15 protein-coding genes are annotated in these 18,381 nt (G+C 58.1%); 4 read left to right on the top strand and 11 right to left on the bottom strand.

Annotated elements, in window-relative coordinates; all coding sequences use genetic code 11:
• Nucleotides 1-135: 135 nt before the first annotated feature.
• Nucleotides 136-1,776 carry a beta-N-acetylhexosaminidase gene (locus tag PYTT_RS02625; protein ID WP_067776501.1) on the bottom strand — a complete coding sequence of 547 codons (1,641 nt, stop codon included), beginning with the start codon at nucleotides 1,774-1,776 and terminating at the stop codon, nucleotides 136-138.
• Between the two features lie 205 nt (nucleotides 1,777-1,981).
• Here PYTT_RS02625 and PYTT_RS02620 point away from each other — a divergent pair, with 205 nt between their 5' ends.
• The 3 genes from PYTT_RS02620 to PYTT_RS02610 all read left to right on the top strand — a co-directional run bounded on the left by PYTT_RS02620 (nucleotide 1,982) and on the right by PYTT_RS02610 (nucleotide 5,666).
• On the top strand, nucleotides 1,982-2,119 hold the full coding sequence (locus tag PYTT_RS02620; RefSeq protein WP_067776499.1) for a lipoprotein: 138 nt from the start codon (nucleotides 1,982-1,984) through the stop codon (nucleotides 2,117-2,119).
• A gap of 182 nt (nucleotides 2,120-2,301) precedes the next feature.
• On the top strand, nucleotides 2,302-3,006 hold the full coding sequence (locus PYTT_RS02615) for a LamG domain-containing protein (protein WP_067776496.1): 705 nt from the start codon (nucleotides 2,302-2,304) through the stop codon (nucleotides 3,004-3,006).
• Between the two features lie 113 nt (nucleotides 3,007-3,119).
• Entirely contained in the window at nucleotides 3,120-5,666 is a 2,547-nt protein-coding gene (locus PYTT_RS02610) for a DNA translocase FtsK (RefSeq protein ID WP_067776493.1), read from the top strand.
• A 31-nt stretch (nucleotides 5,667-5,697) separates the two neighbouring features.
• On the opposite strand, the gene PYTT_RS02605 is transcribed toward PYTT_RS02610, so the two are convergent.
• The 3 genes from PYTT_RS02605 to PYTT_RS02595 are packed head-to-tail and all read right to left on the bottom strand — an operon-like array spanning nucleotide 5,698 to nucleotide 8,247.
• Nucleotides 5,698-6,327: a 3'-5' exonuclease gene (locus PYTT_RS02605; protein WP_197677912.1), complete on the bottom strand. Its 630-nt coding sequence runs from the start codon at nucleotides 6,325-6,327 to the stop codon at nucleotides 5,698-5,700.
• Nucleotides 6,303-7,625: an amidohydrolase family protein gene (locus tag PYTT_RS02600; protein WP_067776490.1), complete on the bottom strand. Its 1,323-nt coding sequence runs from the start codon at nucleotides 7,623-7,625 to the stop codon at nucleotides 6,303-6,305. The genes PYTT_RS02605 and PYTT_RS02600 overlap by 25 nt, the downstream gene beginning before the upstream one ends.
• Before the next feature lie 16 nt (nucleotides 7,626-7,641).
• Nucleotides 7,642-8,247, bottom strand: coding sequence for a hypothetical protein (locus PYTT_RS02595; protein WP_067776487.1), 606 nt, complete (start codon nucleotides 8,245-8,247; stop codon nucleotides 7,642-7,644).
• 168 nt (nucleotides 8,248-8,415) lie between these two features.
• Here PYTT_RS02595 and PYTT_RS02590 point away from each other — a divergent pair, with 168 nt between their 5' ends.
• Nucleotides 8,416-9,174, top strand: a complete 759-nt coding sequence (locus PYTT_RS02590; protein WP_067776604.1) for a class I SAM-dependent methyltransferase — start codon at nucleotides 8,416-8,418, stop codon at nucleotides 9,172-9,174.
• Here the strand turns inward: PYTT_RS02590 and PYTT_RS02585 are convergent.
• The 7 genes from PYTT_RS02585 to PYTT_RS02560 form a co-directional block, all read right to left on the bottom strand.
• Nucleotides 9,156-9,698 carry a hypothetical protein gene (locus PYTT_RS02585; RefSeq protein WP_067776484.1) on the bottom strand — a complete coding sequence of 181 codons (543 nt, stop codon included), beginning with the start codon at nucleotides 9,696-9,698 and terminating at the stop codon, nucleotides 9,156-9,158. The genes PYTT_RS02590 and PYTT_RS02585 overlap by 19 nt on opposite strands.
• A 38-nt stretch (nucleotides 9,699-9,736) precedes the next feature.
• Nucleotides 9,737-10,921: an SEL1-like repeat protein gene (locus tag PYTT_RS02580; RefSeq protein WP_067776481.1), complete on the bottom strand. Its 1,185-nt coding sequence runs from the start codon at nucleotides 10,919-10,921 to the stop codon at nucleotides 9,737-9,739.
• A gap of 92 nt (nucleotides 10,922-11,013) precedes the next feature.
• Entirely contained in the window at nucleotides 11,014-13,536 is a 2,523-nt protein-coding gene (locus PYTT_RS13255; protein ID WP_067776478.1) for an SEL1-like repeat protein, read from the bottom strand.
• 107 nt (nucleotides 13,537-13,643) lie between these two features.
• A complete protein-coding gene (locus tag PYTT_RS02570; protein WP_067776475.1) occupies nucleotides 13,644-14,561 on the bottom strand; it encodes a tetratricopeptide repeat protein in 918 nt (305 codons plus the stop codon).
• A gap of 84 nt (nucleotides 14,562-14,645) precedes the next feature.
• Complete coding sequence (locus PYTT_RS02565) at nucleotides 14,646-15,485, bottom strand: tetratricopeptide repeat protein (RefSeq protein ID WP_172801752.1); 840 nt, start codon at nucleotides 15,483-15,485, stop codon at nucleotides 14,646-14,648.
• Between the two features lie 44 nt (nucleotides 15,486-15,529).
• Entirely contained in the window at nucleotides 15,530-15,706 is a 177-nt protein-coding gene (locus tag PYTT_RS13555; RefSeq protein WP_172801751.1) for a hypothetical protein, read from the bottom strand.
• 220 nt (nucleotides 15,707-15,926) lie between these two features.
• Nucleotides 15,927-18,377 (bottom strand): tetratricopeptide repeat protein, encoded by a 2,451-nt coding sequence (locus PYTT_RS02560; RefSeq protein WP_067776469.1) that lies wholly within the window; start codon nucleotides 18,375-18,377, stop codon nucleotides 15,927-15,929.
• Between the last annotated feature and the right edge of the window lie 4 nt (nucleotides 18,378-18,381).

Here is an 18,381-nt window from a genome sequence, read left to right as displayed (position 1 = left end):
AGGCTCGGGGGACTCTAGCACACGGTGCATCCGATGGCGAGTTCAAAATGCTGCATGGATTGTGCGGCGGATGGGGAGAACGAAAAGAAGCCGCCCGTTCTGGGCGGCTTCCTGCTGTTTTAGTTGTTCGGTGCGTTATTTGGCGTTTCTGTCCTGCCTTGGGGTGCCGTCGTCCATGCGGAAGTTGACTTTTTTTCCGTCGAGGTAGGGGTGTTGTTTCTGGAGTCGGGTTTCGAAGTCCTTGATGTCTTTTTTCTCTTTGGGAGTCCATGCTATTTCCGCGAGGGCGATGGCGCGGGGGAATGCCTGGTATTCCCATTTTTGCATGGTGGGGATGTATTCGCTCCACAGGTTGCCCTGTACGCCGAGGACGAGTTTTTCCTGTTCGGGGGTGACGCCCGGGATGATGGGGTCGCTTTGGTAGACGCGTTTCCAGTCGAGGTTGCCGCTGTTGATGGTTTCGTAGGCGGGGTCTGCGGGTTTGGCTCCCTGAGAGTAGTCGAAGTAGTAGTGGCTGTTCGGCACCATGATGACGTGGTTGCCCTGCTGGAGTGCGTGGAGAGCCCATTTCGCATCGCGCCAGACCATCATGGTGGCAGTGGGGGAGAGGCCGCCCTCCTGTATTTCATCCCATCCGATGATTTTTTTGCCTCGGGCGTTGGCCAGTTTTTCGACGCGGCGGATGAAGTAGCTCTGGAGTTCCTCTTCGTTTTTGAGGCCGTTTTCCTTCATGATTTTTTGCGCAAAGGGTGATTTTTTCCACTGGTCCTTGGGGGCTTCGTCGCCGCCGATGTGGATGTAGGGGCTGTCCGGGAAGAGTTCGCAGACTTCGGCGAAGATGTTGTCGAGGAAGGTGAAGGTTTCTTCGCTGGGGGAGAAGATGTACGGGAAGACTCCCCAGCGGGTGACGACGGAGGGGTTGTAGCCGGGGATGTCTTTGTTGCCCAGTTCGGGGTAGGCAGTGATGGCCGCTGCGGCATGGCCGGGGACTTCGATTTCCGGGACGACGGTGATGTGGCGCGCCTTAGCGTAGGCGACGATGTCGCGGATTTGCTCCTGAGTGTAGAAGGCCTGGTAGGGTGTGCCGTCTCCTTTGTTGCGCTGGCCCATGATGGGTGTTTCGGAGCGTTTGCCGCCGATTTCGGTGAGTTTGGGATATTTTTTGCTTTCCATGCGCCAGCCCTGGTCGTCCGTGAGGTGCCAGTGCATGCGGTTGAGTTTGTAATGCGCCATGAGGTCGATCATTTTTTTGATTTCATCGACGGAGCGTGCGCGGCGGCAGCTGTCCACCATGAGGCCGCGCCATTCGAAGCGGGGAGCGTCGGTGATGTTCATGGAGGGGATGGCGGCGTTGCCGTCGGCATCCTTGACGATGCTTTGTGCGAGTGTGGTGAGGGCATAGAAGATACCTGCATCGGAGTTGGCTGCGATGGTGATGCGGTTCGGTGTGACGGTCAGGGTGTAGCCTTCCTGATTGCCGGTGGTGCCTTGCGATGTGCTGGCGGAGATGTCCGGACCGATGAAGAGGTCCACGTTGTCCGGGGCGAGGGATGTGGGCAATCCGAGCTGCTGCATGTGCCGGTAGAGTGCGGGATTGTCGGTGATGATCGGGTTTTTCAGGGAGAATCCCGGGGTACCCGTTTGTTCGGCGATGCTGGCGGGCAGGGGGACGATGGCCGTTTTTTCATTGACGGGGGCGGAGGGAGCGGCAAGGGCGAGTGTTCCAAGAAGGCCTGCCGTGCAAAGGGATGTTCCGATGAGCTTGGATTTGTCCATACCCGTACATACGCGGGAGGGCCGGTTGTTCTATCATGGTTTTCTTCGATGGACGGTTGATTCGCCGCTTTTGATGAGTAGTCGGAAGGCCTTGTTTTTCATGAGAGAATGCAGTTTCTATCAATTAGGAGGGGTGTCCTTCTTCCTGATTGACAGAATGCGCGCGATGGTTTAGAAGGAAGGTGCAATTGATCCATTCGACATTATGAAAAAGATATTGATTCTTATTGGCGCCAGTGTGGCTCTCACGTCGTGCAATACCGTGAGCGGAGTCGGCAGGGATGTTTCCACTGTCGGCGATACGATTACCGAGGGTTCTCAAAAGGCCAAGGAAGCTCTTTGATCCGGTTCGTCCGGAGAAGAGGTTTCTGTGATTGACCGCCTTCTTCATTTTGCCCCGGCGGCAGATGAAGGAGGTGTTTTACTTTGTCGTTTTCAGCTTGCTTCATGGAATATTTTCTGTAGGATGTGCGTGAATCGCGTCTGCGAAAGGATGCTGTTCGTGCATTTATATAATATTGTTTTATGAAGAATGTATTTCGTTTTCTCGTGTTCGGCGGGCTGGCTCTGGCAGCCGGTGCGGTTGCGGCCGAGAGCAAGCAAAGCAAGTCTCCGGCCAAGAAGGTGTGGAATTTCGATAATCTGGACGGATGGAAGCTGTACAGCCAGGATTCCAATCCGAATCAGCAGTGTTCGATCGAGAAGGGTTGCCTGAAGATTTTCACCCGCGCTGGTTCCGATGACCGCAAGAAGGCTTCGACGGTGGAGCAGGTGTATACGACGGGCCGTTACAAGTGGAGGACGTACGTTCCCAAGATGGGCGTGGGCGATCAGGCGAGCGTGGGTTCGTGGATTTACTGTGACGATCAGCACGAGATCGATTTCGAAGTGGGCTACGGCAAGAAGGAGGTGCGCGATAAGCTGGGCGCCAAGCCGGGCGATCTTGTGGCCTATATGACGACTCAGGCGCATCCGTTTTCTTCGGTGCCCGTGCTGGTCAAGCCGGGCTGGCATACGTTCGAGATCGATTTGTCGAACAAGGACGGCAAGTACCATGTGCAGTGGCTGATCGACGGCAAGGTGCGCCATTCGCTGACGCAGACGTTCGGCCCCGAGTTTGCCTTTCACATTTATTGCAGCGTGGAGAATTTGAAGTTTCTGGGCGATCGCCCGGCTTCGCAGGACAATTACGGCCTGTTCGACAAGGTGGAATATACCTACCACGATTGATGCCGAGTGCTGATGCCGTGCGTGCTCCGGGAGTGCGTGCGGCGTTTCGGTGCCGGCAGCGGCTGCCGTATTATCCTCTTGATCTTTGATTTCGCGGCGGTAGAATAGGCGCCATGGCGTCCAAGCGCGACAGAGAGAAGACGGTGAGGCAGGAAGAAGCCGCTGCGCCTGTGCCTGCATGGCACGGCAAGGCCTACGGTGCGTTGATTGCAGCCGGAGGGTTGATGCTGTTGTTGTCTCTGGCGACGTTCCGCCTGAATGAGGTGGGTTGGACGGCGTTGAATGCGAAGGCGGAGGTTGTTGCCTCCAATACCAATTTTTTCGGTTTTTTCGGGCGGTATCTGGCTGCCTTGTCGTATTGGTGTTTCGGCGCTGCTTCGTGGATGGCTGCTGCCTGCCTCGTCTGGCTCGGTTGCTATAAGATCGTGCACCATGGCGAGATTCGCCTGCGGATGTGGATTGCTTTCGGCTGCGCGGTGTTGTCCGCGTGTATGATGTTGAGCGTGCAGCCTTGGGTGCTTTCCGCATGGGCGGCGGAACACCAGCTGTACGGTCCGGGCGGGGCGCTCGGGCATTTGTTCGGGCATTGCTTCATTTCCCAGGTGATGGGCATGGGCGGTTCGCTGATTCTTTGTGTGTTCGCGTATCTCGTGTCTCTCGTGTATGTGCTGGGGACGACTCCTTTAGCGGCCGGGCGCGTGCTCTGGCATGATTTTCGCCAGTGGTTGAAGGCGGCCTGCGAGCGCCGCCGGGCCCGCAAGGAGGCCAAGGCTGTGCTGATGCGGGAGCGAGAGGAGGAGAATGCCCGCCGTGCGCTGGAGACGGGCGATTTGCAGTCGGCTACGGAGCCTTTGTCCACACCTTCCCGCAAGGCAGCCGTTTCCCGCCGTACCCGCCAGAGCGGCGATCCGCTCGACGATTTGGAGAAGAAGGTGGAGGAGGAGATCGTGGCGATGACGGAGCCGGGTTTTCTGCCCCTTTCCGTGAAGAATCCGGAGCCTCAGATTATCGATGCTTCGCGCACGCGGCCTCCACGCCCGGTTTTGACGCTTCGTTCCGACGATGGAGCGGCGGCGGATGCGGCGATGGATGCCTATGCTCTGCCGAGTCTTGAGATTTTGCATTACGAGGAGAGTGCCGGAGAGCAGACGGAGGATGATCGCGCGCTTTTGCTGGAGAATCAGCAGATTATCGTGGAGACTCTTCTTTCCTTCGGGGTGGAGGTGGCTGCCGGCAATATTACGAAGGGGCCGACGATTACGCGGTATGAGATTTATCCGTCCAAGGGGTTGCGTGTGAACAGGATCACGTCTTTGGAAAAGGATATTGCACGTGCGACGAAGGCGGAGCGTATCAATATTCTGGCTCCCATTCCGGGGCGCGATACGATCGGCATCGAGATTGCGAACAGCAAGAAGATTGCCGTTGCGTTGCGCGAGCTGTTGCAGGACGATGAGTTCCTGTCGCCGAAGAAGCGTATTCCGGTGGCCTTGGGCAAGGATGTGTACGGTCGTACGGTGATCGGCGACCTCGCGGCGATGCCCCATCTGCTGGTGGCCGGTGCTACGGGTTCCGGCAAGTCCGTGTGCATCAACAGCATGATTACGTCGATGCTTTACAAGTTCAAGCCGGACGAGCTGCGCCTGATTCTCGTGGATCCGAAGGTGGTGGAGATGCAGCCGTACCGCAAGCTGCCGCATTTGATCGTGCCTGTGGTGACGGATCCCAAGAAGGTGATCGGCGCTTTGCGCTGGGCAGTGAATGAGATGGAGCGCCGCTACCGCATGTTCGCGGAAGTGGGGGTGCGCAATTTCGAGTCGTTCAATGCACGCCCGAAGGATGAGCCCGTGGAGGAGGAAAGCGAAGAGCCGGAAGAACCCGATTTCGAGCTGGCGGATCGCATCGCCCGCGAGCTGGAGAGCCAGGACGACGATACGATGCCGGAAGATGAGGACGACGGACAGGACGAGCTTGATCTTGATGCTGGAGACGAGATGCCGGACAGGATTCCGTATATCGTGATTATTATCGACGAGCTCGCCGATCTGATGATGGTGGTGAAGGAGGATTTGGAGAATTATATCGCCCGTTTGACGCAGAAGGCCCGTGCCGCAGGTATTCACCTGATTGTGGCGACTCAGACGCCGCGTTCGGATGTGGTGACGGGGATGATCAAGGCGAATATTCCGTCGCGCATCGCCTTTCAGGTGTCCAGTGCGCTGGATAGCCGCATCATTCTCGATTCTTCGGGCGCCGAGAAGCTGGTGGGCAAGGGCGATCTGCTGTATTTGCCGCCGGGTTCCGCCAAGCTGGAGCGTGCGCAAGGTGCGTTCGTTTCCGATGAGGAGGTGGAAAAGATCGTGAAGCATTGCGCCACGCAGGCGAAGCAGAGTTTCCATGAGGAGGTGCAGCAGAGTATGGAGAGTGATGGAGGCGACGGTTCATCCGGCGGCGATTCGATCGATGCCCAGGATGCGGAGTTGCTGCAGCGATGTATCGAGATTGTGATTGTGGAGCGCAAGGCGAGTACGTCTCTGCTTCAGAGGAGGCTTCGCATCGGCTACGGCAAGGCCGCCCGCATGCTGGAGCTGATGGAGCAGCGCGGTATTGTGGCTCCTTCCGACGGGGCGAATCGCCCGCGCGAGGTGCTGGTGGATTGAGTTTGCCGATGGCCGGGAAATGCACCGGCTGTCAGAAGGTCAGTGCGAAGCCGAGGCGGTCGAGCGGCGCGTCTTCGAGTTGCAGTTCCCGGATGAGGTGGAGGAGTATGCAGAGGCTGGCTGTGGCGTCGTACAGGGCATCGTGCCATGTTTTGCCGGGGACGATGGCGGAGATTTGTTCCGTCAATCCGAGGGCGGAAGCGATGTCGCCGAGGCTGTGGGAGGGGAGAGCCGGAAGGCAGGCGCGGGCGAGGGCGAGGGTGTCCAGCCACGGGCCGAAGCCGTGCCCGGGAAATTGGCGGAGGAATCGCTGTTCGGTGGAGTGGTTGTGGCCGATGGCGACGGTGCCTTCAAGATGTTCTTTGATTGGGGGCCAGAGGCTGATGTAGGGCGGTGCCTCGGCGAGCATTTCCGTGGTGATGCCGTGGATTTTGGACGCGGTCCAGCGGACGGGGCGGGTGACGGCGATGTAGGATGTCCAGGTGCGGATGGCGCCTGCCGTGCCGTCGATGCGGGCAATGCCGATCTGGACGGGCTGGTCCGTTTCTCCCGGCGCGGCTCCGGCCGATTCGAAGTCGATGGCGGCGAAGGAGAGGTGGCGGATGATGTCGGCGGGGGCTGGCATGGGGGTTCCGGTCAGGATGCCTTGGAGGCGATCCATTGCCGGATGGCGGCGATTTCGCCTTTCAGGGCTTCGTAGTCGCAGGAGAGGTAGCGGCCTTCGCGGTAGAGGATGCGCCCGTCGACGACGGTGAGGCGGTTTTCGAGTCCTGTGGCGGCATAGACGATGTTCGAGACGATGTTGTGGACGGGCTGCATGTTGGGTTCGTCGAGCCCGAGGGCGACGAAGTCGGCGATGCTGCCGGGTTCGATGGTGCCGAGGCCTTCCCAGTGGAGGGCGCGGGCGCTGCCCCGGGTGGCCATGTCGAGAGCGGTTTGGGCGGGCAGGGCGGTGGGGTCCATGGTGTCGAGCTTCTGGAGCAGAGAGCAGAGGTACATTTCCCGGACCATGTTCTGGCTATTGTTGCTGGCAGGGCCGTCCGTGCCGAGGCCGACAGGTATGCCGCGGGAGAGCATGGCTTCGATGGGGGCGGCTCCGGAGGTGAGTTTCATGTTCGAGGCCGGGTTGTGGACGATGGCGCATCCGGCTTCGGCGATGGTGTCGAGGTCTTCGCCGTCGGTATCGACCATGTGGAAGAGGGTGGTGTCGGGGCGCAGGATGCCGAGGCTGCGGCAGTATTCGACGGGGCGCTGGCCGTGCTGTTTGAGGCATCGTTCGGTTTCTCCGGAAGTTTCGGAGAGGTGCATGCCGAATTGCCAGCCGAGTTCGTCCGCGAGGGCGCGGCATCGCTGGAGGAAGTCGGGACCGGTGGTGTAGATGGCGTGGGGGACGATGGCTCCCTTGATGCGCGGGTGGCCTTTCCATTCTTCGGCGAGGGCGAGGATGAGGTCGCGGAGTTCCTGTTCGGAGGCGGCGGAGAGTCCCGGGAAGAAGTGGGTCATGGATTCTCCCATGACGGCACGCATGCCCATGCGGTCCGCCGCCTGGAAGACGGAGCGTTCGTGCATGTACATGTCGTAGAAGGCGGTAGTGCCGGTGCGCATCATTTCGGCGCAGGAGAATTCGGAGGCGGTGCGGATGATTTCCGGGGTGAGGTGGGCTTCGATGGGAAAGATGTCTTTCGTGAGCCAGTCCATCAGGTTTTTGTCGTCCGAGTAGCCGCGCAGTGCGCTCATCGGGATGTGGGTGTGGCCGTTGATGAGGCCGGGCATGAGGGCGGCGTTGTCGAGGGAGACGGTTTCCCCGGCTTCCCATGCGGAGGCGATGTCGCTTGCCGGGCCGACTGCCGCGATGCGGTTGCCGGAGACGGCGATAGCCCCCTGCGGGATGACGGTGCGCGTTTCGTTCTGGGTGACGACGAAGGCGGCGGTGAAGATGGTGTCGCAGGTTTGTTTCATGCCGGGAAGATGTGTGTTACCAGTACAGGATGGCGGAGACGAGTACGGCGATGCCGTAGGCGATGCCGGCGATGCAGAGCTGCGCCCAGAGTTTGGGGCGAGCGAGCAGAGCGGCGACCATGTTGCGGTACAGGTACGGTTTGGCGATCCAGAAGATGCTGAGGGTGATGACCGCGTAGCACCAGATCGGTATGAGGAGGCGCGTGCCGGGGTCTTCGAGGAAGGCGGCGTACAGGAAGGGTGCTGCGGCGAGCAAGCCGAACATGCCGAGCGCACGGGGGAAGAGGAGGTCTTTGACGAAGGTAATGAGCAGGATGCAGGTGATGGGGCAGAGGATGATGAGGAGGCCGCGGATGCCTTCGAATTCGTAAAGCCATACTTTCATGGGCGCGAAGGGGCCCCAGCCTCCCAGCATGATGGCGAACCACAGGAAGTCCACGGCCAGCAGGAGGGCCGCCGCCTTGTCGTTGCGTGCCGAGCGGCTCAGGATGCCTTGCACTTTCTGCGGGAAGATGAGCGCGATGGCATGGGCAAGGATGAGGATGGCTCCGAGGATGTATCCGGCCAAGGAGAGCGGGATCATGTCGTAGGCATGGAGGAACTGGGTGAAATTTTCTGGCATGTGTCTGGCAGAAAGAGTACATGCTTTCCCCTGTGAGGTAAAGCAAAAAGGCGGGTATGGGCGGCGGCCGTGCAGGGATGCCGCGGAGGGTTCTTGTCCGCCCGGATTTTCCGCGTACAATGGCATTGTATGCAGGCTGTCTGTTTGCCTGCGCAAAAGGAGGGAATGATGGATTCGACCGAGCGTTTTTCAGGCAAGTCCGATGTGTATGAGCGGTTCAGGCCGGGCTATCCGGCGGAATGGCTGGATGATCTTGTGCGGGAGCATGGGTTGTCTGCCGGATGTGCCGTGGCCGATGTCGGTTCCGGTACGGGCAAGCTGACCCGCCAGTTGCTGGAGAAGGGCTTGTCCGTGTATGCCGTGGAGCCGAACGATGAGATGAGGGCCGTGGCCGAGCGGACTTTGGGAGGATATGAAGGGTTCCGAGCACGCAAGGGAACGGCCGAGGCGACGGGGCTGGATGGCGCATGTGCCGATCTGGTGACGGCGGGGCAGGCGTTTCATTGGTTCGATGCGGCTGCCTTCCGGAAGGAGTGCAGGCGAGTTCTGAGGAATGAAGGCCGCGTGGCCCTCGTTTGGAACAGCCGGGTGGCGGATGATCCGGTAGTGCTTGCCAATGCCCGGCTGTGTGCCGAATTCTGCCCGGAGTTCAAGGGGTTCAGCGGTGGCATGGAGGAAGAGGGAGATTCGCAATTTCGCCGTTTTTTCCGGGACGGTGTTTATGAGTTCCGGGAGTATGCCAATGATTTGACATTCGATCTTGAAGGTTTTTTGGGCAGAAATCTGTCGGCCTCCTATGCTTTGCGTGAAGGGGATGCGGGATATGCGGCTTATCTGGAAGCTTTGGTGCGGCTGTTCGAGTCGGCAAGCAGGGATGGCGTGCTGACGATTCCTCACAGGACGCGGAGCTACTGGGGTGCGGTGTGAGCCGGGGCTTCGGCTGCTGCTGAAGCTGTTTGGGGTGGACGATTACCCAGCTGGCCTGCGTGCTTGCGGCATTCCTGCAGGAGGTGCTTGAATTCGCGTTCGATGTCGAGTTTGTTCAGTTTCTCATCGCCAGTCGAGGAGATCAATTCCATGCTGCCCTGCCTGTTGCGAGCCCATGCCGTGTGCAGGTCGGGGGTGTTGGAATCGGGGATGTAGTCGTTGCTGATTTTTTCATCGAAGGTCATGTAGCGGATGGTCAACAGGCAGGCGACGAGTTTACCCGTTTCGTCCGGGATATAGCGCAGGAACAGGATGCGCCGGGAGATGTCGGTGCCGTCGTTGATTTCGAGAATGATGCCGTTGTTCGTGATACGATAGTCAAGGTAGGCCGTGCTTCCATCCGCGTGTTCCGTGATGAAGTGCCGCGTATGGACATATTCGCCGGGAGATTCAGGTGCCGACAGTGCGTACACGGGCCATGCTGCCGCCATGATGCCGGCGAGGAAGAAGCGAGCTTGTTTCATCTGAATCCGATGGAGTGAACCCTACGCGAGCCGTAAAATTATTGCTTTAGGCGGATTTGTTCCAGTTGTTCTTCGGCATATTTGTCGCCTTGTGCAGCAGCTTTGCCGAACCAGAGTTCCGCTTCACGGAGGTTCTTTTCGGTGCCTTTTCCTTCCATATAACAGAAGCCGAGGTAGCCTTGAGCCTCCGTGAAACCCTGTGCTGCGGCTTTTTGTAACCACTGGAAGGCGAGCTCTGAGTTTTTCTCCATGCCGATGCCGTCCATATAGAAGATTCCGAGGTTATATTGAGAATTTGCATGACCTTGCTCTGCTGCTTTTTTGAACCATTGGAAAGCGAGTTCCGGATTTTGTTCTGTACCGGTACCTTGTATGTAGAAACCTCCGAGGGCGTTTTCTGCTTCAGCGTAGCCTTGTTCTGCAGCTTTTTGGATCCACTGGAAAGCGAGCGTCAGGTTTTGTTGTATAATGATTCCCTTGAGGTAATGGACTCCAAGGTTGTATTGAGCCGGGGCAAGACCTTGTGCGGCTGCTTGTTTGCACCACTGGAGCGCGAGTTCCGGGTGTTTTTCAGTCCCGTCGCCTGTCATGTAGCATAAACTGAGATTGTATTGGGCATCAACATCGCCTCGTTCAGCGGCTTTTTTGAACCATTGAAAAGCGAGAATTGTATTTTTATCGGTGCCTTTTCCTTCCAGATAGCAGACGCCGAGGTATTTTTGAGCCTGTACATTTTCTTGTTCAGCGGCTTCTTTGAACCAGTAGAAAGCGAGACGCATGTTTTTTTCTGTACCGGTACCCTCCATGTAGCTAAAGCCGAGAATACATTGAGCTGGGGCATCGCCCTGTTCGGCAGCTTTTTTGAGCCACGTGATCGCGTTATCCATGTTTTTCTCTGTACCGATCCCATCCTTATAACAATAGCCAAGGAGACGTTGCGCGGATGGGAAACCCTGTTTGGCGGCTTTTTGTAACCATCGGAAGGCGAGTTCCGGGTTTTTCTCTGTACCGCTGCCTTCAAGATAACGGATGCCGAGAGCGGCTTGTGCATAGGTGTCCCCTTGTTCGGCAAGTTTTTTGACTTGAGTGAAGGAGAGTTGGTCCATGCTGTTTTCAGGATGTTGCTGAGGGACGATGCTTTCGGGGGCGACTGTGGGTTGCTGGCCGGAGGCGGGCAGGGCTGCCGCCATGATGCCGGCGAGGATGTAGATGCTTGTTTTCATGTGAATGCTTGAATTGGTTGGTGATGAGATCGAATGTTGAAGATATATGACGGAGGGGGATTGTTTTGAGGCGGAGGGGGGGGATTGATGAGTTACAGGTGTAAGGTAGGCCATTCGGGCGTGTGATCCGGTTCTTTTTCCGGGTAGAGATTCGGCTGCATGGTTTGGCGGATTTTTTTCAGTTGTTCTTCGGCATCCTTGTAGCCTTGTTCGGCTGCATTGCGGAACAGGCGTTCCGCTTCCAGGATGTTTTTCTCGGTGCCTTTGCCCTGGGAATACATGAGTCCCAGGTTGTATTGGGCGGTGGCGTTCCCTTGTTCTGCCGCCTGTTTGTACCAGTAGAATGCCTGTTCATAGTCGCGCGGTGTGCCTGTGCCGTTCAGGTAGGCGAGGCCAAGGTTGTTTTGTGCTTCGATATGGCCTTGATCGGCGGCTTTGCGCGTCCACATGATACCCTGTTTTTCGTCTTTAGGGAGACCGTCGCCCAGCAAAAGGGTGGCTCCCAGCCTGTATTGAGCATCGGCTTGATTTCGTTCGGCGGCCATGCGGATCCATTGGAGGGCCAGTTGCATGTTTTTCGGTACTTGGCCGCTGTTACCGTAGAGTTCTCCGAGGGTGTAGGGTGCATTGGCATCGCCGTTTTCGGCCGCTTTGGTGAGCCAAAGGATGGCTTTTTGCGGGTCTGCAGGTGTGCCTTGGCCCTGCAGATGGCAGATACCCAGATTGTACTGGGCGATGGCGTTGCCCTGCATGGCGGCTTTTTCGAACCAAGAAACAGCTTGTGCCATGTTTTCCGGAGTGCCGTCTCCTTGCATGTACCAGACGCCCAGCATTCTCTGGCCTTGTGCATTGCCTTGGTCTGCCGCTTTGCGGTACCAGAGGACGGCTTCCTGAGGATTTTTGCCGGTGCCTATTCCGTTTTGATGGCAGTAGCCGAGGAGCGCTTGAGCCGGGGCATAGTTTTGAGCCGCCGATTTTGTGTAGAGTTGGAAGGCCTTGGCGGGGTTTTGTTCCATGCTGATGCCCTGCCGGTAGCATTCTCCGAGGTAGAATTGAGCTTCCGCATTGCCCTGTTCGGCTTGTTGGCGGATTTGTTCAAGGGTGAGTTCGGTGTCTGCTAACGGGGCTTGGCGGGTGAGGTAGAGCCGGGCGTCTTCCTGCCCTTGTGCGATGGCTTTGTTGAGCCATTCGATGCCGAGTTTGCTGTTCTTTTCGGTTCCGGAGCCTTCGATGTAGCATTTGCCGAGGCGGTATTGGGCGTCCGGGTAGTTCTGTGCTGCCGCTTTTTGGAACCAGTAGAAGGCTTTGGCCATGTCGGGCAGTCCGGGGAGGTTGTTTTCAGCATAGCAGCAAGCCAGAGCATATTGTGCCTGGCTGTCCTGCTGTTCGGCTGCCTTGGTGAACCATTCGATGGCTTTGGCCGGGTTTTTGTCGGTACCGAGGCCGTCCGCATAGCAGAGGCCGAGGTTGCGCTGTCCGTCCGTATTTCCTTGTTGAGCGGCTTTGGTGAACCAGAGGAATGCCTGCGCCGGGTCGGCCTGTACGCCGCCTCCTTGCACGTAACAGAGGCCGAGGTGGGTTTGGGCATCAGGGATGCCGTTTTCTGCTGCCGTGCGGAACCAGTAAACTGCCTGTTCGAGGTCGCGGGGCAGGCCATCCGCCGTGTAGTAGCTGAGGCCGAGCATGTATTGCCCCCGTCGATTGCCCTGTTTGGCTGATTTTTCGAACCAGTAGGCGGCTTGTTCGGGATCGTGGTGTTCGCCGATGGCATCCTGGTAGCAGAAGCCGAGGTTGCATTGAGCCGTGCTATCCCCCTGTTCTGCTGCTTTGCGCAAGAGGGGAATGGCTTTGCCGATGTTTTTTTCGACGCCGATTCCCTGAATGTAAGCGGCTCCAAGATTTGCCCCGGATTGGATGTCTCCTTCATCGGCGGCTTCCTGCAGGAGGCGCAGTCCTTGTGCGGCATCCTGTGCGGTGCCGAGGCCCTGGAGGTAACAGACTCCCAAAGCTCCCTTGGCATGCAGCACTCCATGTTCGCAGGCATCCTTCATGAGGGCAAAGCCGCGTTCCGGTGATGGTGGGAATCCTTCTCCCCGCAGATAGCTGGCGGCGAGGTCATATTTCGCACTTGGAGTGCCGTGTGCGGCAATTTGATGAGCCAGTTGTTCGGCTTTGGCCATGTCCTGCGGGACACCGCGCCCCGATGCGTAGCAGATTGCCAGCAGTACCTGGGATTTGGAGTCTCCCATGTCTGCCGCCTGTTGGAGGAGGCTGATGGCTTTTTGCGTGTCCTGCGGGATGCCTCGTCCTAGGAGGTAGGCCATTCCCATGGCTCCGAGAGCACGGGGGTGCTTTTGTTCGGCTGCCTTTCGGAACCAACGGATAGCCTGCTTGATATCGACGTTGACTCCTTCACCATTGCCGTAGCGTGTGGCGAGTTCGCACTGGGCATCGGCGTTTCCCTGTTCGGCGCGAGCGGTCAATTGTTCGATGGAGAGCTTCTCCATGACGGGGCTGCCGGTTTGTTCTGTGACGGCTGTAACAGGTTTATGCTGAGCGATTGCAGGCAGGTAAGCCGCCATGATGCCGGCGAAGACGTAGATGGTTGTTTTCATGTGGGTGCTTGAATTGGTTTGTGATGGAATCGGATGCTGAAGATATAGGCCGGAGGCGGATTGTTTTGAGGCAGAGGGGGATTGATGAGTTACAGGTGCAGGGAAGACTATTCGGGAGTTTTATCCGGTTCGAGCTTCGGTTGCATGGTTTGGCGGATCATTTGCAGGAGTTCCGCAGCTTCCTGATTGCCTTGATCGGCGGATTTCTGAAGCCAGTGTTCCGCTTCCTTCGTATTTTTCTTTGTGGCCGTGCCTTGGATGTAGTGTAACCCGATTATGAACTGTGCGTTGCTATCGCCTTGTTCCGCTGCTTTTTTAAACCATTGAAATGATTTCGCCGTATTTTTTTCAGTTCCGATACCTTTCTCATAGCACACACCGAGAGCGCTTTGTGATTCGCTATCACCCTGTTCTGCTGCCTGAGCCATTAGCTGAAATCCGCGGGTTGCATTTTTCTTAACCCCCGTACCTTCGAGATAGCACAAACCGAGAAGGTATTTGGCTTTTGCGTCGCCTTGTGCCACAACTTTTTGTATGATCTCGATTCCCTGTTTTTCATCTTTTTTCGTTCCAATGCCCTGTAAGTAGCACATTCCGAGCATGCATTGGGCTTTTGTATGGTTTTGAACGGCTGCTTTTTTGAACCACTCGAATGCTTTGGTTTCGTTTTTTTCGATTCCGGTTCCGTTCATGAAAATGGCGCCAAGGAGGTATTGGGCGTTGCTATTTCCTTGTTCGGCAAATGTGATCAATTGTTTGAGCTGTTGCTGATCGAGCGGTTGGAGAGTCTGTTGCGATGCCGCTGCATCAGGCGATTCGGGAATGTTGTCAGGCTTCTCTGAAAGAGCGGGTTGCAAGGTCTGTCTGATTATTTTCCGTTGTTCTTCGGCATCCTTGTTGCCTTGTTCGGCTGCTTTGCGGAATAAGCGTTCCGCTTCGGGGGAGGCCGGTTGCGATTCGGGTTTGCCGACTCCGAGAGGCGTTCCAAGGAGGCCGATGGCAAGGATGATAGGTAATGTTTTCATGGGAAAAGGTTTCCGTTTACATGGTATGGTTTTCGGTGAGTTGAGGTCAAGGATAATTTTGACGATTTTCTGTGACCATATGCCTCAGTGTAGAGTGAGCAGCGCTTCTTGAGCGGGTTGGTAGCCGTATTCCGCGGCCTGTTCGAGGTGTTTGCGGGCTTCCTGCATGTTTTGCCTGATGCGGGAGCCTTCCGCATACAGTTTTCCAAGGTTGTAGTGGGCTTGCGGCTGCATTTGTTCTGCGGCTTTCAGGTACCACTGGACGGCGAGTTCCGGGTCGTGACGAGTGCCGAAGCCGTCCGCGTACATCCAGCCGAGGCAGGTTTGCGCCTGTGCATATCCCTGTTCGGCAGAGAGGCGGCACCATGCATAGGCATGTTGCGGGTTGGCTGGGAGGCCAGCTCCATGGATGTACCGGATGGCGAGCTGGTACTGGGCGCAGGCGAGGCCTTGTTCGGCGGCGAGGCCGTACCAGTATGCAGCTTTGCCTTCGTTGTGCGGCACTCCTTTACCGATGCCGTAGCGTCTGCCGAGTTCGGCCTGCGCGGGCAGGTGGTTCTGGCGTGCCGCTTTTCTGTACCATTTGGCGGCGACGACCTGGTTGCGGGTGACGCCGCGGCCATGGCTGTAGAGTTCGGCCAGTTCGTACTGGGCGGAGATGTGGTTTTGCTCGGCAGCTTTGCGGCACCACCGGGATGCTTGCCGGAAGTCTTTGCGCGTGCCGCACCCGGTGAGATAGCAGCGGCAGAGGCGGTGCTGCGCTATGGTGTTGCCGAGTTCGGCTTCGAGCAGGAGCCATTGGAAGGCTTCTTTTTTATGTTCGGGGTCGCTGTCGGGGGCAAGGAGTTTTTCGATGCGTTGGGGCAAGGTGTCCGCCGGATGGATGGGGGCGAGCCAAGGTGTTGAGGTGTGATCTATGGTCATGAGGGAGAATTGTTTCGACATGTTTGAAGGGATGTTTTTGATTGTCAGTTGGGCAGGGTGATACGGGGGCGCCGGAGAGGCTTGCGGGGCGGGGCGGAGGGTATCCACAGGGTGAGTTGCGTCCGTTGCTGCCGGAATGTGTGCGGTGAGCTGGTGGAAGGTGTGAGGAGGTTCGGGTGAAAGAGGGGTTGGCACGAGGTGCGGTGTTGTTCGTGTTCCATATGTTTTGGGGGAATGCGGTTGTTCCGGTGGTTGTTTTTGAGTAGACTGGATGGCCGTTTTAGGGCGGTTTCTCTTAGAATAACGTTTGAGGAATGGCATCGTCTGAAAAAAAAGGATTATTTCCCAATTTTTTTATTGGTGTACATTCCGGATACGGGTATGGCGTTTTCCACGCAGGGAGCGGCGGGATGGTTGTGGCCGCGATGGATGGCCCGTTTTTCAGGGAGCTGCATCGAGATGGATGCGGACGGGAGGTGGCTGCGGCAATAAGTGAGGTGCCGTGTCCGGTTCGTCCCGATGGCGGCGCGGCGGTGTTTCCGGTGCCGGGTGGGTGTTCCAGGGTGTGTGGGTTATGCCTCTACCGACCAGTGCGAATCGGAGGATGGCGGTAGGGTCGCCCCGTTGTGCGGCTTTGGCATACCAGTCGGCAGCCTGCCGATGGGATTGGGGGACGCAGATGCCGTGCTGGAAGTGCCATCCGAGTGTGTTTTGTGCACCTGCATGGCGGTTGGCGGCAGCTTTGCAGTACCAGTGCAGAGCTGCGTCGGTGTTCGGAGCGGAGCAGGTGCCTCGTTCCAACCATGTGCCGAGGATGTACTGGGCTTCCGCATCGTTGTGTTCGGCGGCGGTGGTCATGGAGGAGAGCGCCTGTTCGCGGTCTCCGGGCGTTTTGGCCCGGGTGGCGAGGAGCAGGGCAAGGTTGCGTTGGGCTTGCGGGTGCCCGAGGTTTGCTGCCTGCCGGTAGTTGCGTTCGGCGGCAGGGATGTCGATGGCAGTGCCGATGCCCCATTGCCGGCAGACGGCGAGCCGATACAGGGAGTCGGGGTGCTCCTGAAGAGCTGCCTTGAGGTGCCAGGCTGCTGCTTCCTGTGCATTTGCCGGTGTGCCTGCGCCTTTTCCGTAGCAAAGGGCCGTTTTATGCTGAGCCTGCGGCAGGCCTTGTTCCGCCGCAAGGAGGTACCATCGGAATGCTTTTTTCATGCCTGGCCCGGAGCGGTCGCTGCGGGCGTATTGTTCCGCGAGTGCGTATCGGGCTTCCGGCGAGCCTTGTTCTGCATGGAGGAGGAGGGTGTCGAAGTCATGCGCCGGTTCCGGGGGATTTTGCCGGGAGCAGAGGTCGTTCCATGCGGCGGTGCTGCCTTGCTTGACGGCTTCCTGAAGGAAGAGGATGGCTTGTTGTCCATCGGGCGGGATGCCGTGGCCTTCGGCATAGCAGAGGCCGAGTTGCCGGAGGGCTTCCGGATGTTTTTGAGCGGCGGCCATTCGATACCAGCGGATGGCTTGTTCCCAGTCCTGCGGGAGTCCGGTGCCTGTGGCGTAGCTGTTTGCCAGCCGGTACCGGGCTTCGCGGTGGCCTTGCATGGCGGCTTCCCGGTAATAGTGTGCCGCTTGCTGCGGGTCGGTTGCGGTGCCGCTGCCGGTGGAGAGGCTGGCGGCGAGGTTGTATTGCGCCGTCGGGTCGTTGAGGGCTGCTGCCCGGGAGAAGTGTTCGAAAGCCTGCTGTGCGTCCGGTTGTATTCCGATGCCCTGCGTGTAGCAGATGCCGAGCATGTTCAGGGCTTTGGGGTGGTGTTGGACGGCGGCGCGCCTGAACCATTCGACGGCTTGTTCGGGGTCGTATGGGACGCCATCTGCGGTGTAGTAGCTCATGCCCAGTTCATACTGGGATTCGGGGTGGTTTTGTTCTGCCGCTTTCCGGTACCATGAGGCCGCCTCTTCCGGGGTGTGGATGATTCCTTCTTCGGATGTGCAGGTGCGGGCAAGGAGGTATTGCGAGGCGATGTGGTTTTGTTCGGCTGCGCGCATGAGCCAGGCCCGGACGAGCGCCGGATTTTTCGAGACGCCTTTGCCTTCTCTGTAGCAGAGGGCGAGGTTGTACTGCGCCTGCGGGTTGCCTTGTTCGGCCGCCTGTTTCATGAGGGAGATTCCTTTCGGGAGGTCTTGATGGATGCCTTCGCTGTTCAGGCAGAGGACGGCGAGGGCGGTTGCGGCGTCGGTGTTTCCCTGTTCGGCTGCCTTTTCATACCAGTAGGCGGCGGTGCGGCGCGAGGGTGGGGTGCCTTTGCCGTGTTCGTAGTAGAGGCCGAGGTTGTACTGGGCAGGGGCGTAGCCTTGTTCGGCCGCTTTTTCGTACCAGAAGAAGGCAGCGACTTCGTCTTGGGCAAGGCCGATTCCGGCGGCATAGCAGGCTCCGAGGTTGTGTTGGGCCGAGGCGTTGTTTTGGTTTGCCGCTTTCCGGAGGTAGGTGAGGCCTTGCCTGATGTTCTGCGGGGTGCCATGGCCCTGTATGTAGCAGACTCCCAGCAGGGCGCAGGCACGGGGGCTTTCCCTGCCTGCGGCGCGATGGAGGTACTGGAGGGCTTTTTCCGCATCGGGTTCGGTGCCGAGTCCCCGCAGGTAGCAGATGCCCATGCTGGTGGTGGCGGCGAGGTTGTTTTGTGCGGCTGCCCGGCTGTACCAGTGGAAGGCTTGTTCCGGGGCTGCGGCTGTTCCGATGCCTTCGGCGTATCGGTTGCCAAGTTTGTTTTGCGCTTCGGCATTGCCTTGTTCGGCTTTTTGCCTGAGTTTACGCATTTCGGTCGTTTCCCGTCTGGTGTCTGCGGAGGCATTCCAGACGATGGACGGGAGCAGGAGGGCGAGGGTCGGCAGGAGGGTTCGGATGGTCGGCATGGGG

It is taken from the genome of Neoakkermansia glycaniphila, from assembly GCF_900097105.1.
Classification (GTDB): domain Bacteria; phylum Verrucomicrobiota; class Verrucomicrobiia; order Verrucomicrobiales; family Akkermansiaceae; genus Akkermansia; species Akkermansia glycaniphila.
Note: the sequence above shows the minus strand (reverse complement) of the source record. Positions and strands in the feature narration are given on the sequence as shown.

Coding starts and splice junctions, on each gene's coding strand:
- PYTT_RS02565 (WP_172801752.1), bottom strand. CDS start 15,485: ATGACCATAGATCACACCTCAACACCTTGGCTCGCCCCCATCCATCCG.
- PYTT_RS02610 (WP_067776493.1), top strand. CDS start 3,120: ATGGCGTCCAAGCGCGACAGAGAGAAGACGGTGAGGCAGGAAGAAGCC.
- PYTT_RS02560 (WP_067776469.1), bottom strand. CDS start 18,377: ATGCCGACCATCCGAACCCTCCTGCCGACCCTCGCCCTCCTGCTCCCG.
- PYTT_RS02595 (WP_067776487.1), bottom strand. CDS start 8,247: ATGCCAGAAAATTTCACCCAGTTCCTCCATGCCTACGACATGATCCCG.
- PYTT_RS13555 (WP_172801751.1), bottom strand. CDS start 15,706: ATGGAACACGAACAACACCGCACCTCGTGCCAACCCCTCTTTCACCCG.
- PYTT_RS02620 (WP_067776499.1), top strand. CDS start 1,982: ATGAAAAAGATATTGATTCTTATTGGCGCCAGTGTGGCTCTCACGTCG.
- PYTT_RS02605 (WP_197677912.1), bottom strand. CDS start 6,327: ATGGATCGCCTCCAAGGCATCCTGACCGGAACCCCCATGCCAGCCCCC.
- PYTT_RS02615 (WP_067776496.1), top strand. CDS start 2,302: ATGAAGAATGTATTTCGTTTTCTCGTGTTCGGCGGGCTGGCTCTGGCA.
- PYTT_RS13255 (WP_067776478.1), bottom strand. CDS start 13,536: ATGAAAACAACCATCTACGTCTTCGCCGGCATCATGGCGGCTTACCTG.
- PYTT_RS02580 (WP_067776481.1), bottom strand. CDS start 10,921: ATGAAAACAAGCATCTACATCCTCGCCGGCATCATGGCGGCAGCCCTG.
- PYTT_RS02590 (WP_067776604.1), top strand. CDS start 8,416: ATGGATTCGACCGAGCGTTTTTCAGGCAAGTCCGATGTGTATGAGCGG.
- PYTT_RS02625 (WP_067776501.1), bottom strand. CDS start 1,776: ATGGACAAATCCAAGCTCATCGGAACATCCCTTTGCACGGCAGGCCTT.
- PYTT_RS02600 (WP_067776490.1), bottom strand. CDS start 7,625: ATGAAACAAACCTGCGACACCATCTTCACCGCCGCCTTCGTCGTCACC.
- PYTT_RS02585 (WP_067776484.1), bottom strand. CDS start 9,698: ATGAAACAAGCTCGCTTCTTCCTCGCCGGCATCATGGCGGCAGCATGG.
- PYTT_RS02570 (WP_067776475.1), bottom strand. CDS start 14,561: ATGAAAACATTACCTATCATCCTTGCCATCGGCCTCCTTGGAACGCCT.